23 protein-coding genes are annotated in these 22,636 nt (G+C 58.1%); 4 read left to right on the top strand and 19 right to left on the bottom strand.

Annotated features, from left to right (window positions below; genetic code table 11):
* Positions 1-57: 57 nt before the first annotated feature.
* Genes AC0WRY_RS35370 through AC0WRY_RS35355 form a run of 4 tightly spaced genes read right to left on the bottom strand, consistent with a single transcriptional unit; the run spans position 58 to position 2,935 of the window.
* On the bottom strand, positions 58-876 hold the full coding sequence (locus AC0WRY_RS35370; protein WP_164933836.1) for an ABC transporter permease: 819 nt from the start codon (positions 874-876) through the stop codon (positions 58-60).
* 40 nt (positions 877-916) lie between these two features.
* Positions 917-1,723: an ABC transporter ATP-binding protein gene (locus tag AC0WRY_RS35365; protein ID WP_164933835.1), complete on the bottom strand. Its 807-nt coding sequence runs from the start codon at positions 1,721-1,723 to the stop codon at positions 917-919.
* Between the two features lie 16 nt (positions 1,724-1,739).
* Positions 1,740-2,372 (bottom strand): thiamine pyrophosphate-dependent enzyme, encoded by a 633-nt coding sequence (locus tag AC0WRY_RS35360; RefSeq protein ID WP_206733166.1) that lies wholly within the window; start codon positions 2,370-2,372, stop codon positions 1,740-1,742.
* A 5-nt stretch (positions 2,373-2,377) separates the two neighbouring features.
* On the bottom strand, positions 2,378-2,935 hold the full coding sequence (locus tag AC0WRY_RS35355; protein ID WP_232995587.1) for a phosphonopyruvate decarboxylase: 558 nt from the start codon (positions 2,933-2,935) through the stop codon (positions 2,378-2,380).
* Between the two features lie 292 nt (positions 2,936-3,227).
* On the opposite strand from AC0WRY_RS35355, the gene AC0WRY_RS35350 reads away from it, so the two are divergent.
* Positions 3,228-4,676, top strand: coding sequence for an aldehyde dehydrogenase (locus tag AC0WRY_RS35350; protein WP_128929662.1), 1,449 nt, complete (start codon positions 3,228-3,230; stop codon positions 4,674-4,676).
* 153 nt (positions 4,677-4,829) lie between these two features.
* Positions 4,830-6,089: a Glu/Leu/Phe/Val family dehydrogenase gene (locus AC0WRY_RS35345; RefSeq protein ID WP_128929663.1), complete on the top strand. Its 1,260-nt coding sequence runs from the start codon at positions 4,830-4,832 to the stop codon at positions 6,087-6,089.
* A 198-nt stretch (positions 6,090-6,287) separates the two neighbouring features.
* On the opposite strand, the gene AC0WRY_RS35340 is transcribed toward AC0WRY_RS35345, so the two are convergent.
* A complete protein-coding gene (locus AC0WRY_RS35340) occupies positions 6,288-7,223 on the bottom strand; it encodes a LysR substrate-binding domain-containing protein (RefSeq protein WP_128929664.1) in 936 nt (311 codons plus the stop codon).
* A gap of 92 nt (positions 7,224-7,315) precedes the next feature.
* On the opposite strand from AC0WRY_RS35340, the gene AC0WRY_RS35335 reads away from it, so the two are divergent.
* Both AC0WRY_RS35335 and AC0WRY_RS35330 read left to right on the top strand, forming a co-directional pair.
* Complete coding sequence (locus AC0WRY_RS35335) at positions 7,316-8,164, top strand: HTD2 family dehydratase (protein WP_128929665.1); 849 nt, start codon at positions 7,316-7,318, stop codon at positions 8,162-8,164.
* Between the two features lie 13 nt (positions 8,165-8,177).
* Entirely contained in the window at positions 8,178-9,329 is a 1,152-nt protein-coding gene (locus AC0WRY_RS35330; protein ID WP_128929666.1) for a CaiB/BaiF CoA transferase family protein, read from the top strand.
* Positions 9,330-9,466: 137 nt separating this feature from the next.
* Here the strand turns inward: AC0WRY_RS35330 and AC0WRY_RS35325 are convergent, their stop codons facing one another.
* The 14 genes from AC0WRY_RS35325 to AC0WRY_RS35260 form a co-directional block, all read right to left on the bottom strand.
* Positions 9,467-10,831: an acetyl-CoA carboxylase biotin carboxylase subunit gene (locus tag AC0WRY_RS35325; protein WP_128929667.1), complete on the bottom strand. Its 1,365-nt coding sequence runs from the start codon at positions 10,829-10,831 to the stop codon at positions 9,467-9,469.
* Positions 10,831-11,598: a LamB/YcsF family protein gene (locus AC0WRY_RS35320; RefSeq protein ID WP_128929668.1), complete on the bottom strand. Its 768-nt coding sequence runs from the start codon at positions 11,596-11,598 to the stop codon at positions 10,831-10,833. The genes AC0WRY_RS35325 and AC0WRY_RS35320 overlap by 1 nt, the downstream gene beginning before the upstream one ends.
* A 28-nt stretch (positions 11,599-11,626) precedes the next feature.
* The gene (locus AC0WRY_RS35315; RefSeq protein ID WP_128929669.1) at positions 11,627-12,040 is read right to left on the bottom strand and encodes an acetyl-CoA carboxylase biotin carboxyl carrier protein; all 414 of its coding nucleotides are present in this window, start codon (positions 12,038-12,040) and stop codon (positions 11,627-11,629) included.
* Positions 12,037-13,041, bottom strand: coding sequence for a 5-oxoprolinase subunit C family protein (locus AC0WRY_RS35310; protein WP_128929670.1), 1,005 nt, complete (start codon positions 13,039-13,041; stop codon positions 12,037-12,039). The genes AC0WRY_RS35315 and AC0WRY_RS35310 overlap by 4 nt, the downstream gene beginning before the upstream one ends.
* Positions 13,038-13,742, bottom strand: coding sequence for a 5-oxoprolinase subunit B family protein (locus tag AC0WRY_RS35305; RefSeq protein ID WP_128929671.1), 705 nt, complete (start codon positions 13,740-13,742; stop codon positions 13,038-13,040). Before AC0WRY_RS35305 ends, AC0WRY_RS35310 begins: the two co-directional genes overlap by 4 nt.
* Positions 13,739-14,215: an acetyl-CoA carboxylase biotin carboxyl carrier protein gene (locus AC0WRY_RS35300; protein WP_164933834.1), complete on the bottom strand. Its 477-nt coding sequence runs from the start codon at positions 14,213-14,215 to the stop codon at positions 13,739-13,741. The genes AC0WRY_RS35305 and AC0WRY_RS35300 overlap by 4 nt, the downstream gene beginning before the upstream one ends.
* 257 nt (positions 14,216-14,472) lie before the next feature.
* Positions 14,473-15,273 (bottom strand): ABC transporter permease, encoded by an 801-nt coding sequence (locus AC0WRY_RS35295; RefSeq protein ID WP_128929673.1) that lies wholly within the window; start codon positions 15,271-15,273, stop codon positions 14,473-14,475.
* 9 nt (positions 15,274-15,282) lie between these two features.
* Complete coding sequence (locus tag AC0WRY_RS35290; RefSeq protein ID WP_206733165.1) at positions 15,283-16,179, bottom strand: ABC transporter permease; 897 nt, start codon at positions 16,177-16,179, stop codon at positions 15,283-15,285.
* 26 nt (positions 16,180-16,205) lie between these two features.
* Positions 16,206-17,252 (bottom strand): extracellular solute-binding protein, encoded by a 1,047-nt coding sequence (locus AC0WRY_RS35285; RefSeq protein ID WP_164933833.1) that lies wholly within the window; start codon positions 17,250-17,252, stop codon positions 16,206-16,208.
* Complete coding sequence (locus AC0WRY_RS35280) at positions 17,249-18,406, bottom strand: ABC transporter ATP-binding protein (protein ID WP_128929675.1); 1,158 nt, start codon at positions 18,404-18,406, stop codon at positions 17,249-17,251. The genes AC0WRY_RS35285 and AC0WRY_RS35280 overlap by 4 nt, the downstream gene beginning before the upstream one ends.
* A complete protein-coding gene (locus AC0WRY_RS35275; RefSeq protein ID WP_128929676.1) occupies positions 18,399-19,160 on the bottom strand; it encodes a maleate cis-trans isomerase family protein in 762 nt (253 codons plus the stop codon). Before AC0WRY_RS35275 ends, AC0WRY_RS35280 begins: the two co-directional genes overlap by 8 nt.
* 317 nt (positions 19,161-19,477) lie before the next feature.
* On the bottom strand, positions 19,478-20,713 hold the full coding sequence (locus AC0WRY_RS35270; RefSeq protein WP_128929677.1) for a pyridoxal phosphate-dependent aminotransferase: 1,236 nt from the start codon (positions 20,711-20,713) through the stop codon (positions 19,478-19,480).
* A 245-nt stretch (positions 20,714-20,958) separates the two neighbouring features.
* Complete coding sequence (locus AC0WRY_RS35265; RefSeq protein WP_283814997.1) at positions 20,959-21,462, bottom strand: hypothetical protein; 504 nt, start codon at positions 21,460-21,462, stop codon at positions 20,959-20,961.
* A gap of 292 nt (positions 21,463-21,754) precedes the next feature.
* On the bottom strand, positions 21,755-22,621 hold the full coding sequence (locus tag AC0WRY_RS35260; protein WP_128929678.1) for an urea carboxylase-associated family protein: 867 nt from the start codon (positions 22,619-22,621) through the stop codon (positions 21,755-21,757).
* Positions 22,622-22,636 lie beyond the last annotated feature (15 nt).

The raw sequence follows: 22,636 nt of genomic DNA, 5'->3' as shown, positions 1-22,636 counted from the left end.
CGCAAGGACTTCCTCCATTCAATCGTGCCGAAAGGCATTGCGTGCCCATACCTGCAATCAGCCCCACGCCATTGACTGAAGAGCTCGGGTCACCGTCCTGACGATGCTTCTAAGGCTTATGCCGATTGCGGCCGTGAGAGCGAGGACCGCATAAACGGCCGCTATGTCGCCCGTGAACGACTTTTGTTGAATGACCTGCCCCAGACCTGCGGCTCCGCCGACCAGTTCGGCAGCGATTGCTCCGAGCAAAGCCAGCACGATGGCCACATCGAGAGAAGGCACGATGAAAGCCATCGCGAAGGGCAGCCTCAATTTGCGAAGTTCTTGTAGCCGCGTCGCCTTCATCGATCGCAGCAGATCGATCATGTCCGAGTTCACTTCAGTGAATCCGGCAAGTGTAGCGGTGAATACCGGAAAGAAGGCGAGTAGAGCCGAAATGATGACCTTCGGTCCTATGCCGTATCCGAACCAGGCTATCAGCAAGGGAGCGATAGCGATCTTCGGGAACGTCTGAACAGCAATGACGTAGGGATAGCCGGCACGCCGCAGGAGCCCCGAATATGCGAACGTCGCCCCCAGAGTGATGGCGACGACCGTTCCAAACAGGAAGCCAAGTACGGTTTCGTTGAATGTCACGAGGATGTCGTTCAGGAAGCGTCCGCCGACCACGCCTTCGTAGAGCGCGCCCGCTACCAGAGCTGGGCTCGGGAGGATCAGAGCGGACACAAGTCGATATTGGGACGAGAGTTGCCAGATAGCGAGAAGCAGCAGCGCAATGCCGAGCGCTAGCAGTGCTGCTCCGAATTTTCGGCCCCCCTCTAGGATCGAGGGGACTGAGCCGATCTCGGATTCGCTTCTCACGGCCTGGCTGGACACTTGCATTCTCCGTTTACAACATCGAACGATAGGTCCCGAGTCACAAATGAAGCCTATCGAAGGCATCCCGGGCTCTCGCCACCTCCCGGAAAAATTCTTGCTTCTTCCGGAGTGAGGCGTCCCTCACAGCGGGAAAGCCCTGCGCTTCGATGATGCTGTCTAAGCGCCCGGGTCTTGGGGCCATCACTCCGATGCGATCAGACAGAAAGACCGCTTCGGATATGTTGTGCGTGACGAAGATGATGGTCTTTTGCGCGCTCTTTTGCAGACCCATCAGTTCATCGTTCAGGCGCTCACGCGTGAATTCGTCGAGCGCGCTGAAGGGCTCGTCCATGGCCAGGATTTCGGGATCTGTGATCAACGCCCGAGCTATCGCCGCTCGTTGTTGCATGCCGCCGGATAACTCGTCTGGCGAGCGATTTTTGAAAGCGGCAATTCCCATCATCTCAAGCAGGCGATCGGCCCGCGATCTCGCCTCTTGCATCGAGCATGATTTCGTCACCTCGACGGGAAGGAGAAGATTCTGAAGAACCGTTCGCCAGGGTAGAAGCGTGGACTTCTGGAAGACCATACCGATCCGTGAATCCGGTCCGGTCACTTGCGTGCCATTTATGAAAACGCCACCTGTCGTGGGGGTGGTGAGGCCGGCGATGATGCGGAGCAAGGTTGTCTTGCCGCATCCCGACGGTCCGATGAAGCTGAAGAACTCGCCCTTCCGGATCGTGAGGGAAAGCGGCTTGAGCGCCACGGTCTGTTCCGAAGCGCCGAGCGCGAAGATCTTCGATACATCGCGAACGTCGATGCCGGTAGCCGACGGCGCGGCGTCTTCGCTGCGTGCCGTCGGCACTTCGCGCCTCTTCGACTCAGCCGCCCGCACGAGCTGCATCCGCCAAAGCAGCCTTGAAACGGACGCGGCACACGGCCGGATCCAGAGTTCGCTTAAACTTCGGCGGATCGGTGGGCTTGACCCGCATCAAGATGAAGACGGCATCTTCAGATTCCCGCAGCAACTTGCTGCCTTTCGGTAGCTCGGCTGCTGTACCGATAGTCAGGGTGCGCCTGATGCCGGACCCGACGGCGATCTTCTCAAGGTCTACGCCCAAACTCGTATGGCTGCGCTGGTAGCCGGTTTCGCCGTAGTGACCGTTGTCGACACAAACGATTCTCAAGTTGGGAGGATTGCGGACGCCGATGGTGGCCAGGGACCCGACGTTCATCAGCAACTCTCCGTCACCGCAAAAGGCGATGACGGTACGATCGGGACGAGCGAGAGCGAGACCCAACCCCATCATCGTCGCCGCCCCCATGGCCCCTCCGAGACCATAGGCGGACGGACCATCGTTCACCAGCGAAGTCACATCGCGCGCGGTGCCAGCCAAGCCCGCGATGAACAGGAACTCCTTGTGACCTCCCACTAACGCTGGAACGGCCTCACGTCGATCAAGGACGTAGCGCTCGTCGAACTCCGGATTGCCAACATTTGCTTTCATGATCATGCCCCCTAGAACGCCTTCGCGCCGATGAGTTTTTGAGTGAGGAGGACCGCAACTGCCTCGCCGCCTTGGAAGGCCATCGTGATGGCAGCCGAGACGACAGGCACGACGTCCTCAGGCCGGTCTACACGCAGACATCGAACCGACATCGCTTCCAGGACCGGCTCGACGGCCCTCCCCATCGGCATCTGCCAGGGATTACCCTCGCCGAAATCTCCGCGCATACTCAGGAGCGTCAAGAAAGGGAAGCGTCCGCCCGCTATCAGGGAGAGAAGGTTGACGCAATTACCCGCGCCGCTGCTCTGCATAAGCAGCACGCCACGGGCGCCGCCCAACTCGGCACCCGCCATCATCGCGACACCTTCTTCTTCGGTTGTAAGCGCGATCGACTCGACCTCGGCATCTGCGAGCGACTCGTTGATGAGAACGGTGTGGCCGGCATCCGGGACGTAGGCAAACTGCGTGAAGTTGTTTCGTCGGAGCAGGTCGTACAACTCATATTGCCAGCCCGCCCGGGCGGCTTCCTTCGCCTTAACGCGGCTCTCTGCGTGCACAGCTGCTGACAATGAACGATCCTCCTTGTATCTCCGACCAACCCGGCAACCGGGACGACGTCGTAGTGATTGCTACGATCAGTGAGCCGGAGACGTCAAGGCGAGATCGACAGCCGGTCGCTTCCCGCGCTGCACCAAACCACGGCCGTCGCGACAAATTTACTCGAAGTCCCCGAAGCTTACGCGCAGGACAAGCCTCCTCTTTCATTTTGATCATACTTCCATAACAGCTGCTGTCGTTGCCCATGCTGCTACCTCGATCTATTGAGCTGCTTGTTGCGAACGCTCAAACGGAGGAGATGGAATGCAGCACTTCGAGATGGTGATCGGAGGAAAAAAGCGCGCGTCAAAGAGCCAACGGCGATTGGAAACACAGAACCCTTTTACATCAGAGACCTGGGCGACTGTCCCGCAAGCCGATGCTTCCGACGTGAACGACGCAGTCGACTCCGCACACAGGTCATTCGTCGAAGGACCTTGGCCTCGGCTGACCGGAAAGCAGCGAGGGGTTATTCTTCACCGGGTTGGAGATCTCGTGCTGAAGAACATCGAGAGCCTGGCGCGATGGGAGATCCGCGACAACGGAAAGACTATTTCCGAAATGCGGACCCAAATGCAGACGATGGCGCAGTGGTATCACTACTACGCCGGCCTTGCCGACAAGGTCCACAGCTCCGTTATCCCCGTCGATCCGGAGAATTATTTCAACTACACACGATACGAGCCGATCGGCGTCGTCGCCGCGATCACTCCGTGGAATTCGCCGTTGAGACTTCTTTCCTGGAAGATTGCCCCGGCCCTCGCCGCCGGCAACACGGTGGTCGTCAAGCCATCAGAATTCACATCCACATCGACACTGTTGTTCGTGGATCTGCTCGAAGAGGCTGGAGTGCCGCCCGGCGTCGTGAATGTTCTTACCGGCTACGGCTCCGAGATCGGACCCGCGCTGGTCCAGCACCCACTAGTCGCCAAGATCTCCTTCACTGGTGGTGTCGACGCCGGTCGCAAAGTCTACGAGCTCGCCGCTCGCCACCTCAAACCGGTAGCCCTGGAACTGGGCGGGAAATCGCCTAACATCATTTTCGAGGACGCCGATCTGGATGCTGCGGCAGCCGGTGCCGTCGGAGGTATTTTCTCCTCGACCGGGCAAACATGTGTCGCGGGCTCCCGCCTACTCGTTCAAGAGACGGTGCTTGAACAGATCCTTGAAAAGCTGGTCCGGCGTGGAAGCGGCATGCGGCTGGGCGACCCGTTGGATCCAGCGACCGACATCGGCCCTGTCGCGACGGAACAGCAATTCCGCAAGATACTTTCGATGATTGACACAGCCAGCTCGGAGGGCGCGCGGCTAGTGCTTGGCGGCAAGCGATCCCACGCCCCGGAATGCGGCAAGGGATGGTTCGTCGAACCGACGATCTATGCCGATGTGAAGAACACGATGACGATTTCCCAGCAGGAAGTCTTTGGTCCCGTTCTTTCTGTTATCGCGTTCAAGGATGAAGAGGATGCGATCCGCACGGCTAATGCGACCAACTTCGGCTTAGCCGGGGGATTCTGGACCAAGGACGTAAGTCGCGCTCACCGCGTCGCAGCCCGACTCCAGGCCGGAACGGTCTGGATCAACATGTATCGGAAGACTGATCCTGCCGTTCCCTTTGGTGGTTACAAGACATCCGGCTTGGGGCGTGAAAGTGGGATCGACGCGATGAAGGATTTCCTTCAGACGAAGAGCGTGTGGCTCCGATTGCAGTAGACATCCCGCTGCTATTTCGGGCCTGCGTGCTTGCACGCCCGCAAGTTCTCACGTGATCGCCGGCGCTGCGAGACAGCCGCGCGTCCTCCATCCGCTCGCGGGCGCTTAGTCGATTGCTCCCGGGCCGTCGCTTATTGATAAATCGGAGCCAAAATGAGCATCTATAGTGGGCCCGTCTTCGAGATGGCTTCACGACAGTTCACCGTGATTGCCGATCATCTGGCAATTCCCATCGACGAACGCAGCCGCTTGCTTCTTCCCAAGCGCGCCATCTCGGTTTCTTGCCCCATCCATTGTGATGACGGGTCGATCTCCGTATTCGAGGGCTATCGAGTCCAGCATCACCTTACACTCGGGCCGACCAAGGGAGGAACGCGCTTTGCCGCTAGTGTTGATATCGGCGAAGTCGCCGCCCTCGCGATTTGGATGAGCTGGAAATGCGCACTGGTCGGACTACCCTATGGCGGCGCGAAGGGCGGTATTCGTGTCGATCCAGCGAAGATTTCCCACCGAGAGCTTGAGGCGCTCTCGCGCCGCTATATGCAGGAGATGATTCCGTTCGTGGGTCCGCACGTCGACGTCATGGCTCCCGATATGGGCACCAACGAGCAAGTGATGGCGTGGTTCATGGACACGTATTCCATGTACCAGGGGCGTACCGTAACGGAGATCGTAACCGGCAAGCCTGTTGGCGCGGGAGGCACCTTAGGGCGTCGGGAGGCGACAGGACGCGGCGTCGCCCATCTGGCCAAACGAGTTTTGAAGGATCTGTCGATCGACTGGTCGACGGCGACCGCGGTGGTTCAAGGCTTCGGCAACGTCGGCTCGTACGCGGCACTGGAGTTGAGCAGGAGCGGCGTCAAGATAGTAGGTGTCGGCGACCACACGGGCGCATTTTACGACCGTGCAGGCCTCAACGTCACACAGTTGATCCGTCATGCGGCGAGGCACGGAAGTCTGTCTGATTATCACGAAGCGCCCCGTCTCGATCCAGCCGAGCTCCTGCAGCTTCCTTGCGACGTCCTTGTGCCAGCAGCCATGGAGCGGGTGATCGATGATCGCGTGGCGCGGGATCTGCGATGTCGCGTGCTTGCTGAGGGCGCCAACGGCCCGACCACTCCGGAGGCTGATCTGGTCCTAGAGAGGCGCCGCAACGAGATATTCCTCATACCGGATATTCTCTGTAACTCGGGCGGCGTGATCGTGAGTTATTTCGAGTGGCTTCAAGACCTCCAGCAATTGTTCTGGGAAGAAGAAGAGGTTATGCGGAGGGAATATCAGATCCTCGATCGCGCATTCAACGATATGGTTACCCGCGCCGCTCGTGACAACGTCTCTCATCGAACCGCCGCCATGGCCATAGGTGTCGAACGAGTGCGGGCAGCGAAAACGACCCGAGGGCTTTTCCCATAATAAGCTCACCATTCTTCGCTAACGGCGAGCGGCACTCTGCCCATCCTCATCTCACGAAAATGCCGAGACCTTTGAAGGCCTCGGCGAGTCAGGGAGGAAACGCCTCATGCGAGGCCGAGATCTAAAGCGCACGCGGCGAACTCTTTGTAAACTCGTTTCTGCCGAAAGCCGCCCTCGCGGTGGGCGAACACTGGCTGATTATGTCCGCAGGGGGCCGGCATCTCCGCCGATTTCGGCGAATCGAGACCTAGTAGACCTCGCTATGTCCGCTATTAGTCTCTGCACCAGATCTGATACGGGACGATCGACCGGGAGGCAGACCACAAGATTGCGTTGGGCCCAGTTATCCGACAACTCGACAGCCCGCGCTCCTGCGTCCTTCACCGAAGAAGAGATGACGCTTACTGGGACGACGGCAACGCCGGCGCCCGCAGCCACCATGCGGCAAACACTTTCAAACCCTCGCAAACGTATGCGGATGACCAGCTCTCGACCGAGCCTTCGCGCATGATCGGCGAGATATGTCTGAATGGATGCCTGCTCATCTAGGCCGATGAAGTGCTCGTTCAACACCTCGGCGAACCCTATTGAGGTGTAGTCGGCGAGCCAATGCCCCGGAGGAACCAGTACGACAAGGCGGTCCACTCCGAATGGCTCCGTTCGCAGCCCTTCAAACTGCGCATTCTCGGCGGCAATTCCGAGGTCTGCTTCACCCGCTCTTACCGCCACCGCGATGAGATCCGACGTCTGCTCCTGGAGATCGACCGTCACGTCGGGATGCCGGGCGAGATAGCTCGCCAAGACATCCGGAAGGAAGCTTGCGATGGCATTCGAATTGGCCCGCATCCGTATCAGGCCCCGTTCGCGCTTTCTCCACGATCGGACCGCCCCGCTCAGCCGCTCTGCCTGCATAAGTATGCTGCGGGCGTGCCCGGCGAACTCCAGTCCCGCTGAGGTCGGTCGTGTCCCTTTGACCGTACGCTCGAACAACTGCAGGCCAGCCCGCTCCTCTAGCGATTTCATGCGTTCGGACAGCGCAGAAACAGAGAGGTTGGCATGTCTGGCTGCCGCGGCAAGCCCACCTCTGTCCACGACGAGCACAAGCAGCCGCAGATCCACCAGATCGAAATGCATGCCTTTCTCCAACTCCGAATGCTGTTGCTGGATAATACGACTGTTGGTCCACCAGCGATATCCAATAGGTTCGACCAGAACGAGAGGTCTAGATGGTTGACGGACACGACTACCAGGAATGGATCGGGCGCACAGTAACCCAGGAAGACATGGTGACAGCCAGTCCGATTGAGCGTCTGGATGCGACCCTCGAAACCGACCACCAGCTCTATTCAACGGGGGTTGCGCTGCCTCCGCTGGCCCACTGGTTGTATTTTCTACCTAACGAACGGCAATCGACATTAGGGCCTGACGGGCATCCCAAGCGCGGGGGCTTTCTTCCTCCCATCCATGACCTTCCCCGGCGGATGTGGGCGGGCAGCAGGCTCACCTTTAAGAGCCCGCTGCGCGTGGGCATGCATGTCAAGCGGACATCGACGATCGAAAGCGTGACGTCCAAACAAGGTACGACCGGCCCTCTGGTGTTCGTCACGGTAGGGCACGCCGTCCACGACGAGAACGGCCATCTACTTCTGACGGACCATCACGACATTGTCTATCGAGATGTCACAGCGCCCGCCGACAGAGCGAGATCAACTGCACCGAAAGGACCATGGCATCGCAGCATCGTGCCGGATACCGTCATGCTGTTTCGCTATTCGGCTCTCACGTTCAACGGCCATCGTATTCACTATGACCGAACGTACGTCTTTGCGGTGGAAGGTTATCCAGGCCTGATCGTCCATGGTCCGCTCATTGCTACTCTCCTGATCGATCTCGTTAGGCGCAGTCTCCCTTCCTCAGTGGTGGTGAAGGCATATTCCTTCCGCGCGGTGTCGCCGCTTTTCGACGGCAGCGAACTTCATCTGAATGGCAGTCCGCCGGACGAAACCGGAAAAATCCTGCTGTGGGCCACGAACGATCGGGACGAGCTTATCATGAAGGCGGAAGCTACAATCTAAGGTCGGAGGTGTCGTGACGCGGCCACTGGACGGGGTATTGGTCATCGCAATCGAGCAGGCAATCGCGGCTCCCTATTGCACGCGTCAGCTTGCCGACCTCGGCGCCCGAGTCATAAAGATCGAACGGCCCGATGGTGGCGACTTTGCTCGGGCCTATGATACGCGTGCGCGTGGTCTTGCCAGTCATTTCGTCTGGACCAATCGGTCGAAAGAGAGCGTCACCTTCGACCTGAAACGGCCGGGAGCGTTGGAAGCCGTGCAACGGCTCATCGCGCACGCAGACGTGTTTGTGCAAAATCTTGCTCCAGGGGCAGCTGCCCGCCTAGGGCTCGCCGATGGCGTGCTGCGCTCCACATACAAGCAGCTGATTACTTGCAACATATCTGGATACGGTCCGAATGGGCCGTGGGAGAAGCGCAAAGCATACGATCTACTGATTCAGGCGGAGGCCGGCTTTTTGTCAACGACCGGCACGCCGGACGCCGTTGCAAAGGCCGGCATCTCGATTGCTGACATCGCTGCGGGCACAATGGCTTTTCAGGGCATTTTGGCCTGCTTGCTGCGTCGAGCCAAAAGCGGACAGGGCGATCATGTCGAAGTCTCGATGCTGGAGGCCATGGTGGAATGGATGGGATATCCGCTTTACTATGCGATGGACGGAGCACAACCTCCGGCTCGGGCGGGAGCTGGCCATGCCACGATCTTCCCATATGGGCCCTACGAAACTGCTGATGGCATGGTACTTTTCGGACTTCAAAATGATCGCGAGTGGGCCGCGTTCACGACGATCGTCTTACAACGGCCCGAGTGGGCCAGCGAAGCACGCTTTAAGGGCAATGCGGGCCGGATGAAAGAGCGAGCTGAGATCGATGCCGTCATCTGTGACACGTTCCGCAAGCTGCCGTCGAACGAAGCCATCTCGCGCCTCGAGACCGCCGGGATCGGTACGGCTCGCGTGAATGACATGTCCGCCGTGTGGGATCATCCGCAACTGCGCAGCCGCAAGCGCTGGGCTTATATCGAAACCCCGGCGGGCCCGATGCCATCTTTGCGACCAATTAGCGGTGAGTCCTGGCAGCCGCGTATGGACCCGGTGCCGTCCCTCGGACAACATACCGAGGCCGTCTTGAAGGAATTCGGTCTGACCGAGTTCCGCGAGAGCTGATATCTTCCTGGGACCCGAGCCCGAAGTCATCGACTCGATCGGACGCGATCTCGCACTGCACGAATTCGCCCAAGGCTGCCCGCCTTTGATGCGTGCTCGATTGCACATTAGGTTCGACGGGCCGTCGCCTATCACGCTCACCGTCGATCGGACGAGGCGCGCCGTCGAAGGATGTCTTCCAAGGAGTGGATGCTAAGGCGCGCGTCCCGAAAGGACGCGTCCTTCAATACCACCGAGTGAAGCTCGGTGTTCAACCGGATACCCTCTGCGCGCAGGTCTGCCAAGGCCGAAAGCATGCGCTCGATACACTCCGAACGATCCTCGCCCCTAGCGATCACCTTGGCTATCAAGGAGTCGTAGTGTGAAGGGACTTCCGAACCTGCCACGATATGGGTATCGACCCGAATTCCCGGTCCGCCCGGAGCCAGCCAGCTCTCAACACGACCAGGAGAAGGAATGCCGTCGAAAGGATGTTCCGCATTGATCCGGCACTCAATAGCATGGCCTCTGCAGGTGACCTCGGATTGACGAAGTCCGAGCGGCTCGCCCAATGCCACCCGAATCTGCTCGCGCACGATATCGATGCCGCTGGTTTCCTCGGTTATTGGATGTTCGACCTGTATGCGCGTATTCATCTCGATGAAAGCGAATATCCCGTCCTGGTAGAGAAATTCGAAGGTGCCTACGCCGCGATAGCCGATCGCCCGGCAAGCGGCTACACAGCGCTCCCCAAGTTCGGCGATATTGGCCTCAGGCACGCCTGGCGGCGGCGCCTCTTCAATTAATTTCTGGTGGCGGCGCTGCATCGAGCAGTCGCGGGCGCCGAGCCATACTCCCTCGCCTCCCCCATCGCAGATGACCTGGATCTCGACGTGCCTCGGGTGCTCCAAAAATTTCTCCAGGTAGATCGTCGGATTGGCAAATGCCCGCCTCGCCTCCTCCCGCGTGGCTCCGATCGCTTGGTGGAGACTTGCGCTGTCTCGTACGATCCGCATGCCGCGACCGCCGCCGCCGCCCGCCGCCTTAATGATAAGAGGGTACCCAACCTCGGTCGCACACGCTTGGCAGAGCTGCGGATCATCGGGAAGCGCGCCATGACTTCCCGCAACGCAAGGCACGCCGAGCTCGCGCATTTTCGCCTTCGCGGCGATCTTATCCCCCATTAGCCGGACAACATCGGAGGTCGGACCAATGAAGATGAGCCCAGCGCCTTCGACCGCTTCCGCGAAGTCTCCGTTCTCCGACAAGAACCCGTATCCGGGGTGAATTGCGTCGGCACCAACGGCGGCTGCTGCGAGCATCACCGCCCCAATATCCAGATAGCTCGTATCTGCCGCCGCGCCGCCGATGCAGACCGCTCGATCGGCAAGAGCAAGGTAAGCCGCCCCTCGATCTGCCTCGGAGCAGACAGCGATTGTTCGCAGCCCCAGCGTCCGACACGCGCGAATGATCCGGAGCGCTATCTCGCCTCGATTAGCGATCAATATGGACCGCACCGACATTACGCCGCAAGCTCCGTTAGCGGAACGATACGTCCTCCGCCGTCTTCGACCACCGTCCTTACGGCTCTCGCGATTTCCACAGCGCCCGGAGTATCGCTATGGACCAGGACACATTTTGCGTCGACCTTGATCCGCTTTCCCGACACGGACGTGATAGTCCCGTCATCGAGGAACTGGCTCATTCTCCTCGCAACCTCGGTCAGATCGGTGATAAGTGCGCCCGGATGTCGCCGATTAACCAAGCGAGCCTCGTCGTCGTATGCCCGGTCAGCAAAGATCTTGCCTACCACCCGCAATCCGAGCGACTTCGCGAATGTGCCTGCGTGACTCTTGACCGAAGCCGCGATGATCAGATCCCTGTCGAACGCCGCGAACACTTCGAGAATCTTCTCGATATATTCCTTGTTTTCCTGTGCCATCTGGCCCAGGGCGCCATGGGTCCCCGCGTGGGTAACCTTGTAGCCATTGACCTTCGCGATAGCAGAAAGCGCACCCAGTTGATAAAGCGCATGCTTCTGCATGTCACGCGGATCGATCTTCATCGGGATACGCCCGAAACCGAGTATGTCCGGCAGCCCGACATGTGCGCCGAGAGCTACGCCGTTCTCTTTCGCTGCCTCGACCATGCGCGTCATGATGACCGCATCGCCCGCGTGAAAGCCGCAAGCGACGTTCGCTGATGAGACCAGCTTCATCAGCGCCTCGTCGTCTCCCATCCTCCAACGGCCAAGGCCTTCGCCAAGATCAGAATTGAGATCAATCTCCATGGGTGCTCCTTTCGGCAGGACCTTCGTTTCAGCCCGATGCCATTATGCGGTATAGCGTCGTTCCGTATTCGACGTCGCTCTCACTGCGGCAGACCTGCTCGATCACACGACCGGCGACGGGCGCGATCACCGGCCTGAAGATTGGTCCGATAGCGATCACCCCGAGCAAGTCACCTTCTTGAACGTGATCTCCTACGGTCGTCGCCTCTCCCAACGGGTGTCTATTCGAGAACCTACCCACAGCAGGAGCCCGAACGAACGTGGCTGCGTCGGTCCGCTCGACGCCAGCCAGCTCTAGCGCTCTCGTCCCCACCATTTTGCGGTTGTGCCGGCCCAGAGAGAGGCGGATCGAACTCTCTCCGCGTTGCGCCTCCAACTCTTTCACGCCTGCCCGTTTCATTTGGGCGATCAACTCCGCTAATTCCCAAGACTCGATGCTCATGGGAGCTTCGCTCGCGGGGAACACCTACAAAACTTTGCCAACCGTCGGATCTCCTCGATGTAGCTGCGCGTCACCCTCTCGACATCGCGAGCTTCGGCGAAGCTGCACCGAACGAAGTGAAGACACTGGCCTGGCCTTGCTTGCCCAATCCGCCAAAGATCGGGCTCGATGACGACACCAATCTTCGGGTAACCGCCCGCAGAGTTACCGTCCGCCAGTTGTATCACCGGATCACCGGAAGGCGGCACCTGAATGACGCCAGGTACGATCGGGTGCGACCTCATTTCCACGTCATGCGTCCGGCACAGTGTCGCGCCCGTAAGATGATAGCCCATCCGGCTGCTTTTCGTGGAAATCGTCCAAGGTGTGGTCCAAAAGGCGGTTTTGGAGGATTCGTCGAACAGGTCGTACTCCGATGCCGTAATGACGCGGAGGATGACTCCCCCCGGGCTGCTGCCCGCCCACGTCGCCGACGGCAGCTCAGACAAGGCTGGACTGGCGCCATATCCTCCTAAATCCCGCAGAGTGACCGGAGCGGCGTGCCCTACCTCCAATTGGTCTCCGGCCTTAAGCGAGCGCCCTTCAAAGCCGCCGAAGCCATCGCGCAGCTGCGTACTGCGAGATCCGAGTATTACGGGAACTTCGACGCCACCGGCGATCGCCAAATACGTCCGCAAACCGTCCACCGGCTCGGACACCACAAGCTTTTGGCCGCCGCGAGCCGGCGTCACCCACCAAGGAAGTACCGCCACGCCATCGAGCTTTGCACGAGCTGTCGCGCCTGTAAGCACAAAAAGAGTGTCAGAATGAAACTTCACCGCGAACGGATACAATTGCAGTTCGATGGCGGCCGCGTTCTCCTCGTTTCCCAAAAGCGCATTGGCCGCCGCCAAGGCCACGTGATCCATCGCCCCGGATCGTCCAATCCCAAATCCTCGAAAGCCGACACGGCCGTCATCCTGCACGGAGTTGAGCGGCGGAGTCTGAACAACCTCAATCATCTCTCTATGCGCTCCACGCGGAAGCGAATTCGATCACCGACATCGAGAAGATTTGGCGGATTGCGACTTAGATCAAACGGCACCGGCGCCTCCGGTACGTGCCCGATGACGTACCAGCCGGTCGGAAACGTCGGTGGCCCACCGGCGCCGCGAGGATTTCCAAGATTTGATTGCCCGCCCCCGATCGTCACATTTCCCCCAAACGGACGCACCACGGGCACCTTTCTTCGAGGTGTGAAGAGACGTGGGTCTAAACCGAAGAGATAGCCGAATCCCGGCGTCGTGGAGGGCGCGAACACGACATATTCCGGAGTGGAATGCAGCTTTACGACGGTCTCCGGATCGATACCGTGATGAGCAGCCAGTTCACCAAGGTCCATGCCGCGATCGCCTCCATAAACGACACCAACCTCAAGAAGCTTCCCTTGTGGACCGCCCGGTTCAACTTTCCTCCAGCTCTCCAGAAGTCTCGATGCAAGTGCTTCCGGATCGGCCTTCGAAGAGTCGAACAGGACGAGAAGATTATTCATACCGACTTGAGTATCGACAACCACGTCCCATTGACCGACCTGCTTGCTAAGAGTCCAGATACGCTCCTGTGTGGGTAGACACATCGGCCCCTCCGCATCGAACAAGAGCGCCGCACTTCCGCACAAGCTCACCTGCGGGTTTGCAAACTCTATCGGCCTGGAAGGCTTCATGTCGCTTCGCCATCGCTACTGGTATTGCTATTGCACTTCACCTTGAACAATGGCCGTTCGGCCTGCACTTCCACTCCGTTTTCCACCAATATTTGCTCGATTACACCGGCTGTCGGAGCGAGCAGTGGAGTGAAGAGCTTCATCGCTTCGATGATGCCGACCTGCTGACCTGTGGAGATCCGGCTTCCAACTACTACGAAAGGTTCGGCACCCGGCGCGGGCGCGCGATGGAAAATGCCCTGCATTGAAGCGCAGACGAACGACGTCGTTTCGTCGACGGCTTCGTTCGACACGGTCGCATCAACTGGCGGATCGGAAGGCGCCGCCCCATGCATTTCCTGCCTACCCTGTGCGGCCGCAAACATCGTGATCTTTACGCGCAAGTCTCCGTCGGATGCTTCCAGCTCCTCGACCCCTGATCCATGCATCAAGCCAATGAGCTTTGAGATCATCTTGAAGTCTTCGCTTTTCATGGCTCCTTTTCGTCTCCAAGACTCATCTTCTTGCGTCGCAAACGTCGAAGCCATTCAGCCATCGATCCTCGATGGAGCTGCGTGCCAGCCATATGCTGGGCAACACTAAAAACAGTTCGCCAAAACAACGCCAATAACAAAAGTACCTACTTTCATGCATATGATGCATATAGCCCCGGCTGACGGCAGCTTCTTTTTTCCGCCGTCAAGCACCTCCTGTCGGAAGAGACCGGACGCCTTCTACACAGCAGCCGTTGCTATCGCCGGCCTGGCCCTCCCTCGGCCTCAGCAAACGCCTCCAAGCCAACCAACCTCTGCACAGCGATCAGTACAAAGACGGTTGCTCCGATCAACATCGTCGAAATTGCCGATATAATCGGACTTGCGTCCTCCTGTATCGCGGCAAAAATCTTGACTGGCAGAGTTGTGGCGTCGGGTCCGATTAGGAAGAGCGTCACGGTCGACTCGTCGAACGAAATGATAAAACTGAAGATGAGTGCCGTGACAATGCCCGGCCGCATCAGTGGAAGAATAACCTTGAAGAACATCACGACGGGCGTCGCGCCCAGATTCATCGCCGCCTCCTCGACATCCTTCTCAAGGCTCCGCATGTTGTTCAGGATCGGTCGATAAGCGAAGGGTAACGCTAGGATTGTATGGGCCAGCACAATGCCGCTATACGTTCCATTCCAGCCGAGCGATCCGATCACGGTCAGCATCACGACACCCATTGCGGCGTGCGGCAATACCAGCGGCACCAAAATCATGAACTCGAATGATGCGCGGCCCCAAAAATGGCGGCGCGCGGTCACCAATGCGGTTGTCAGCGCTAGGGCAGTGCTCGCCACCGCGACAACAAAAGCAATGACGACGCTGTCGGCCGCCGTTAAAATCCACTCGTCGCTACTGAAGAATTGACTGTACCACTTCAGTGAAGGCTGGCTGAGCGGAACTTCGATGAATCCCGACTCGAAGAATGAGGACAGCACCACGACCACAATCGGTGCGAGCAAAAAGGCGAGCACTAGGACGGCGACTATGCGGCAAGCGACTTTCATCCTACCTCCCTAAGAGGCCGCACTTTTCTTCGCACGAGCCTCGAGTAGCTGCAGAGGCAGCACGACCGCCAGGGCAGCGACGCAAAGAATCATCGCTAGCGCCGCGGCCTTCGGAAAATTGAAGAGTTGAAAGACATCTTGATAAATTTGCGCACCAAGCATCTTGTCACGCATGCTGCCGAGCAACAGAGGAGTGACCACCGATCCCATTGACATCAGAAACACGATGATGCTGCCCGTCACGATCCCAGGAAAGCTCAACGGCAACAGTACCCTGCGGAACGTTTCAAACGGTCCCGCGCCGAGACTGGCTGCCGCCTCCTCCAGTGATTTGTCCAGCCGGATCAGAACTGTCACTATCGCAAGGATCATGAAGGGTGAGAATACATGAACCAGCCCGATCACGATGGCGGTCGGACTGAACAGGATTTCTAATGGACCCGCGATCAGGCCTGATGACATCAACGCCTGGCTAATGACCCCTTTCTTGCCCAGGATCACTATCCAGCCGTACGTTCGCACGACGACGCTTACCAACCAGGGCATCATCAGAATGATGAGAAAGATGTCGCGCCTTCCCGGATATCGCGCGATCCAGTAGGCAGTGGGATAGCTTATCAGGAGCGAAATCGAGGTCGTGAGACCGGCCAACCAAATCGTTCGATAAAGAGTCTCAATGTAATCTTTACGCGCCAAGACTGCCTGGTATTGCGCGAAGCTCAATTCGTTGTTCGACGTGAACGAGCCGACCACGAGTGAGATGACACCGATCGCCAGAAGCATCAACGGTACGCTAGTTGGAACGAGAAGAAGAAATTGGGAGTCGACTTTTACCGGCCGCGCCTTGAACAACATTCCGCTGCCGCTGTGCCGCCGGGTCGTCCTCTCAGTTCCGACATCCGTCATTGACCCGCCGCTTTCCAATTTATTGCTTACTTGACCTGAGAGTAGATTTGTTCGACCAAATTGACCCGCTTCTCCTGGTTCGCGGCAAGCACCGAACAGTCTGGCTGGTAAAGTTTCGAACGCAACGATTGCGGCGAACCAACCTCCTTGAGCTGTTCCTGGCTAAGCGCGGCAGTTTGATTGAGCGGTAGGAAGCCAGACGCATCAAGCATGGCCAATTCTGGTGCTGGCCTTAAAGCATAGTTTATCCAGGCTTTCACGGCGTCCAGATTCTTCGCGCCTTTCGGCACGATCAAGAAATATGACAGCAGCAATCCTCCTTCGGAGGGTATTGTGATATCGACGTTCTTTACACCGGAAGCCCGCATGGTCCAGACGCGGCTCGAATAGTAGGCTCCCGCCGTGACCTCTCCGCGCGACAGCAGGGCATTCATCTGAGCAGTGGAGTTCGTGACAGTCAGAGCATTACGCGCGATCGACGTAAGCAGAGGAATGCCGGGCTGAATGTTGTTTTCGTCGCCCCCTCCGACTTTCGCAAAGAGAACCAAATCATTGGGAGCAGCATAGATCGGCCGGGCGATAGCGACTTTATCCTTGAATTTCGGGTCGGCCAATGCCCGCCAGGACTCGAAGTCTGACGCTTTTGCCTGATCGCTGTTGAATGCGGCCCCGTAATACTGAAAGTAGATGCCGAAAGCGTAAACTTCGCCGTTCTGGTCTATCAGATAGGACGACTTCTCGAAATTAGCCAGTTCGGGGAAGTCTTCCTTCTTAAAGCTTTCCAGCAATCCATCCTTTTGGAGATTTGCGGCGTTGTAGCAGGTGCCCAGTGCGACGTTGAACTGAGGTTTTCTCGCTTGGGCTCTTAACGTCGGCTCCGGATCCGACCAGTCGCGGATCTTGACCACGATACCGGACGACGCGGAGAACGGCTTGCCGACTTTCTCTCGCCACATCTCGCTGTTGCCTCCTCCCCAGGTGCCCATGACAACTTCTCCGTCGGCGGCGCACGCAACCGTCGTCGAAAGGCTGAACAAGCTCAGGGCCATCAATAGACCGGCAGCGTGCTTCACTTCCGCACCTCCTTGTTCGCGAAAACGATGGCGTCCTCCAAATCCCATGCCAACTTGACCTGAGTTCCCGGAAGCAGGCCTTGCTGCTGCACATGCCGGGCCGTCGTATCCACCACCACGACCTTGTCGTCGACCACAACGCTTTGACGGACGGTCGCGCCCATATAGATGTTCGCCACGATCTGGCCGACCATAAGACAACTGTTACCCCACACTTCGCGTCCCACACGTACGTTCTCGGGACGAATCGATATCGCGACTTCTGCGCCGATTTTCATCTCTGGAGTTGCCACTATCAGAGCGTCGGCCGAGACCTCGCTCAGGTGCAGACTCGCACCGTTTTTCTCGAGAGACTGCACGTGGCCGACGAAGATGTTGATATCCCCGAGGAAGCCTCCGACGAATGCATTCTTCGGGTTCTCGTAGACCTCACGCGCGCTGCCCAATTGTTCGAGCTTTCCATGATTGAAAACGGCTATCCGATCCGACAGGATCATCGCCTCTTCCTGATCATGAGTCACGAATACGAATGTTGTGCCGACTTGGTGCTGGATACGCTTCAATTCGATCTGCATCTGGCGGCGCAGCTTGAAGTCCAGTGCACCGAAGGGCTCATCCAGCAGGAGAACGGACGGGCCAGTGACCAGCGCGCGCGCCAGGGCCACGCGTTGACGTTGACCGCCCGATATCTGTTGTATCCGACGTCGTCCGAGCTCGCTCAGATCCACCAACGCGAGCGCCTCGCGTACTCTTGCTACGATTTCGTCGCGTTTGACCTTTTTCACCGCCAGCCCGAAGGCGATGTTCTCCTCGACAGTAAGGTGCGGAAATAGCGCCAAACCTTGGAAGACCAAGCCGACGGGACGCCGATAAGGCGCAACGCCCGTCATCACATGGCCGCCGATCTTGATTGATCCCGCGTCCGGCTGCTCGAACCCCGCGATCATGCGCAAGGTCGTTGATTTACCGCAGCCTGACGGTCCCAAAAATGTCAAAAATTCGCCCTGCTTGACCGTCAATGACAAGTTGTCGACGATCGAGTTATCTCCAAATCGTTTCGACACTTCGATGATTTCGAGCGCGGCCACTCTATCCGCGTCGGAATCGATCGAGCATGCTGGCGGTTCGACGATCCTGACGGCGCGGTTAGGCATTGCTCAACTCGAATACCGGTGCTTCTTGTGGCCGCCGCTCCTTGAACAGGCGGCCTACCCCCGTTGAGGTGACATCGATCTTCATCCTTCGGAGTGCCGCCCAAAGAGAGGCTTGGTTCGAGGTGACAACCGGCAGGTTCAATTCCCTTTCCAATCGGTCGATTTGATCCATCACCAGCAAATTGGTGCAACTGACAAACACGGCGTCACACCTTGAAATGACCTCACGGCTTGAGAGCACCTTGGAGGCAACGTCCGCCGACGAGATGGTCAGGATCTGTCGTCCATCTGCGCAAAAGAAGGAATCGACGGCCTCCACGCCGAAGCCATAGTGCTGCAGAAAGAGGGCCTCTTCCTTGTTGATTAGATCCGGATAGGGAGTGAGCATGAATACTCTGGTCGCCCGAACGGCCTTCAAGGCTTCGATGACGGCTGTTGAAGTGGTGACAGCGGGAATTCCGGTCAACATCGTGATGCGGTCGGCTAGCTTGGCTTCGTTGCCTAGCCCCTCTAGGAAGCTGGCACTCGTACATCCGTAAACTATCACCTCCGGATTCGCCTGTGCGAGATCCGAGGCCGCTCGATCCAACGAGTTGGCCATAGCGAGCTGCGCTTCCTTCGCTATAGCGGTGCCGGGTTTGGTGAGCCTGTTGTGATTGAGCTTGACATTGGGAGGAACGTAGGACGGTAGCTCGGTTTCCATAGCCACATTTATCGGCGGCGCGAGGATACCTATCCGTCGAATGGCGGCCATTACTTCCTCCCTTGTCGATCGCTTTGAGGCTAGCCATTTGGTAGTATTATTTCAAGCTACCAAATACCTCGACTTTCGTGGAGGCGGTTTTGCAAGACCAGCTCAGCGGCCAGCTCGATGAGTTGATCTTGGCGGTTCGCCCGTTTGGCCGCGATACAGAACGCTGGTTAGAGAGCTCATGCGGCCCTGGAGCAATGATGACATCATGTCGCAGATCTCCATTTCGCATCACGGACCCGATGAACCGCAAAACGATATGAGCTGCTCGAATGTGGTCCGACATCGCTCCACACGTATTGTCAGGGCAGCGAGCTGCATCAACTCAGTCGACTGCATGCCCGGGCTATGCGGACACAGGCCTCCTTTAAGGTTTCGTCCGCAGTAGCATATGAGATTCTGAAGTGGGGCGATAAGCCATAGGCCGCTCCGTGCACCACCGCCACCCCTTCGGCATCGAGGAGATACTTGCAAAAGTCCTTGTCATCGGCAAGGACGGTTCCGTCCGGGGTCCGCTTTCCGATCAGGTCGCGGCAGGAGGGGAAGACGTAAAAGGCGCCGGACGGCTTGTCGCAAGCCAACCCGGGCACGGACGCGAGTCCTTCCAGAACCAGATTGCGCCGTCGTTGATATTTCTCTGCTCGCTCTCGAAGCCCCTCTTGCGGCCCGTTCAAAGCCTCGACGGCCGCAGCTTGGCTGATGGACGATGGATTGGCCGTGGCCTGAGATTGCAATTTCGCCATTTGGGATATCAACTTCGCCGGACCCGCGGCATAACCGATGCGCCAACCCGTCATACAATAGGCCTTCGAGACGCCATTGACGACCAGGGTTCGCTCCGCGACGGACTGATCGATCGCCGCCGGCGTACAATATTCGAGCCCGTCATAGACAAGATGCTCGTATATGTCGTCGCTAAGGAGCCAGACGTGCGGATTTCTTCGCAATACATCGATGATTGGCTCCAGCTCCCTGCGCGTGTATACGGCCCCCGTGGGATTAGAAGGCGAGTTCAAGAGGAGCCACCGAGTCCTCGACGTGATCGCACGTTCCAAATCGATCGGATCGAGCTTGAAGTTCCTCGCCGCCGGGCAAGCGACGATTTTGGGTACCCCACCGAAGAACGACACCATTTCCGGGTACGACACCCAGTACGGAGCCGGGATGATGACCTCGTCTCCGTGATCCAACGTCGCCGCCAACGCATTGAATAAGATTTGTTTGGCGCCGTTGGCGACCGAAATTTGACTGACCTTGTAGGAGAGGCCGTTCTCACGCGCGAATTTCTTCGCAATTGTCTCTTTCAGGACTGCCGTACCATCCGTGTTGGTATACTTCGTCTCGCCCCTCTTCATGGCGGCGAGCGCAGCCTGCACGACATTATCGGGTGTGTCGAAGTCGGGTTCACCCTGGGTCAGATTGAGAATTGTTCGCCCCTGAGCCTGCAATTCCCGCACTCGCTGGGCCGCAGCACCACTCTGCGACGGTTGAATTCGATTCACGCGTGCGGCAAACTCGGAGCGGTTGGACGCAGACGCGGCGTCGAAGACTGTCATTGGTAGTTCCTCTCGTCGTTGTCATCTGCCGGATGTGCAGCAGGCCATTCGCGAGCCGATTTCGATTTCAAACCTATCGGCGCAGGAGCGGCCCCCTCATCGATATCGTCCGGATGCACAGGTAATCGCGTCCGTAAAACGGTCCGCACACGCTGGATCAGATTTGCCGGTCTCTCGATCTCGTATGTGCAGAACACCGTTCGCAATCTCGAAATACGATCCATGCAACGTGAGCTGCTTGCGACCTACGCGATCGCACACCACGGAAAACTCATTAGATTGAGCAAGGACTGATCGATCGCAGCCAGCTCCAAGTCGGTGTGATCGTCGTCCAGGCCGCCGCAACACGGCCAGCTCTGTGCGCCACCGGGACCAGACGTTGCATCCATGGAGTCGTGAAGCTTTCTGGTGAGGCCGATACCTTGCCTTTGGCATAAGCGGGGACGCCCCACACCGGGCGTGACCGAGCACAACCAGAGCAGCCCCGGCGGCGTGGAATTCTCCCTCGACACCGAAGGGCGGTACGCGCTGCAACGTTTCTGATGACGAAGATTTCCTCGGGTCTCGCATTGAATATCAATTCGGGTGAAACGCGGCTGTCGCAACATCCGATCACCAGGGCTTCCGGTGACTGCCCCGCGCGCGGCCAATGAATCGAACCTTTGTCGTTCCTGAGGAAAGCGGTCCAACATGAAAGCGGCGTAGCCCTGCATCAATTGTGCGGGAAAGCTCGACACGTCACTGGACATTCCGGATCCTACCACCGATGAGCAATTGCTGTCGGCCTGGCCACAGCGGACAGGATTGACCGATCGCTTATGGGGCCAAATTATCAATCACGCCTCGCCACGACGCCAATTACTAAAGCGCCTGCAACCATGCATGACGAGAATAATCTCGAAATTCGCTGTCGCGGTTGCACTTCAAACCCAAACGCGGCGTCAACTTGGCACGGCTGACGCCATTCCGGTCGGCGCCTAGCTGCCGACGGTATTTCCGAGCGCCTTGATGTTAATCGGCTCTTACAATGCGCTCCGCAAATCAGCTCATCCCGTGCTTGCCTTTGTAGGGCGAGGGTTCAGGCGACTTCCAACCATTCAGCGCGCCCTTCGCGGGACGAAGGATTTCCACCTTCAGGGGATAGCACTTGGGGGTCTGCCCTGGGACCCGCGGCCCACAGTCGCCGCCGGGACAGGCGGATAGCGCACCAAGGAGATTGATCTCCGCGAAGAATTCGATGAAGTCGCCTGGACGAACCGGGCTTGCCTTTTTGATATACTCGTGACTTTCGACATCGAAGCCTGTGCACATAAAGACGTTCATGACGTCGTGCACGTAGCCCTCGGCTTCCTTCGCCGAAATCTTTCTGAAGGCAGATAGGGCTCGAACGAGATTGGAATGGCAACAGTGATCGTAATCTTCACCGGTTATCATTCTTCTCGTGTAAGGGTCGCAGCGTGTTCCGATCACATCGTGAATTCCACAACCATCGGAATCCCACCCATACCATCCCAGACTGTCGTAAGTGATAGTCGCCATCGGCCTCAGGTATGGCATGCTGCTCCACAGGCGATCACCAGTAGAAATGTGCGTCGCATGAATCGCCCGCGTCTTACCGCTGTAGAAGTGTTCAGAAAGATTGTCGCTATTCCAAAGATTAAAATCACCAACCTGCGATCCCTCCACGCTCACGATCCGAAAGAGGTGCCCGGCAGGCACTTCGAACGCGCCGCCATCCCGAGCAGGGATCGTCAACTCCGACACTTTCTCAGCACCGGACCCAACGTTCTGGTAGAATTCCATATCGAGCGCCGGAATTTGTCCGACGGCGTAGACCGTTTCTTTGCGCGCCGACCGGCGAGTCTGAGCATTCTCCGGCTCGGGCATCGAAATGGATCTGGAAGTCATTTGAGTGTCTCCTAA

The organism is Bradyrhizobium sp. T-12 (assembly GCF_058314695.1).
The sequence above is the reverse complement of the archived record's forward strand: the minus strand, read 5'-3'. Positions and strand labels throughout refer to the sequence as shown.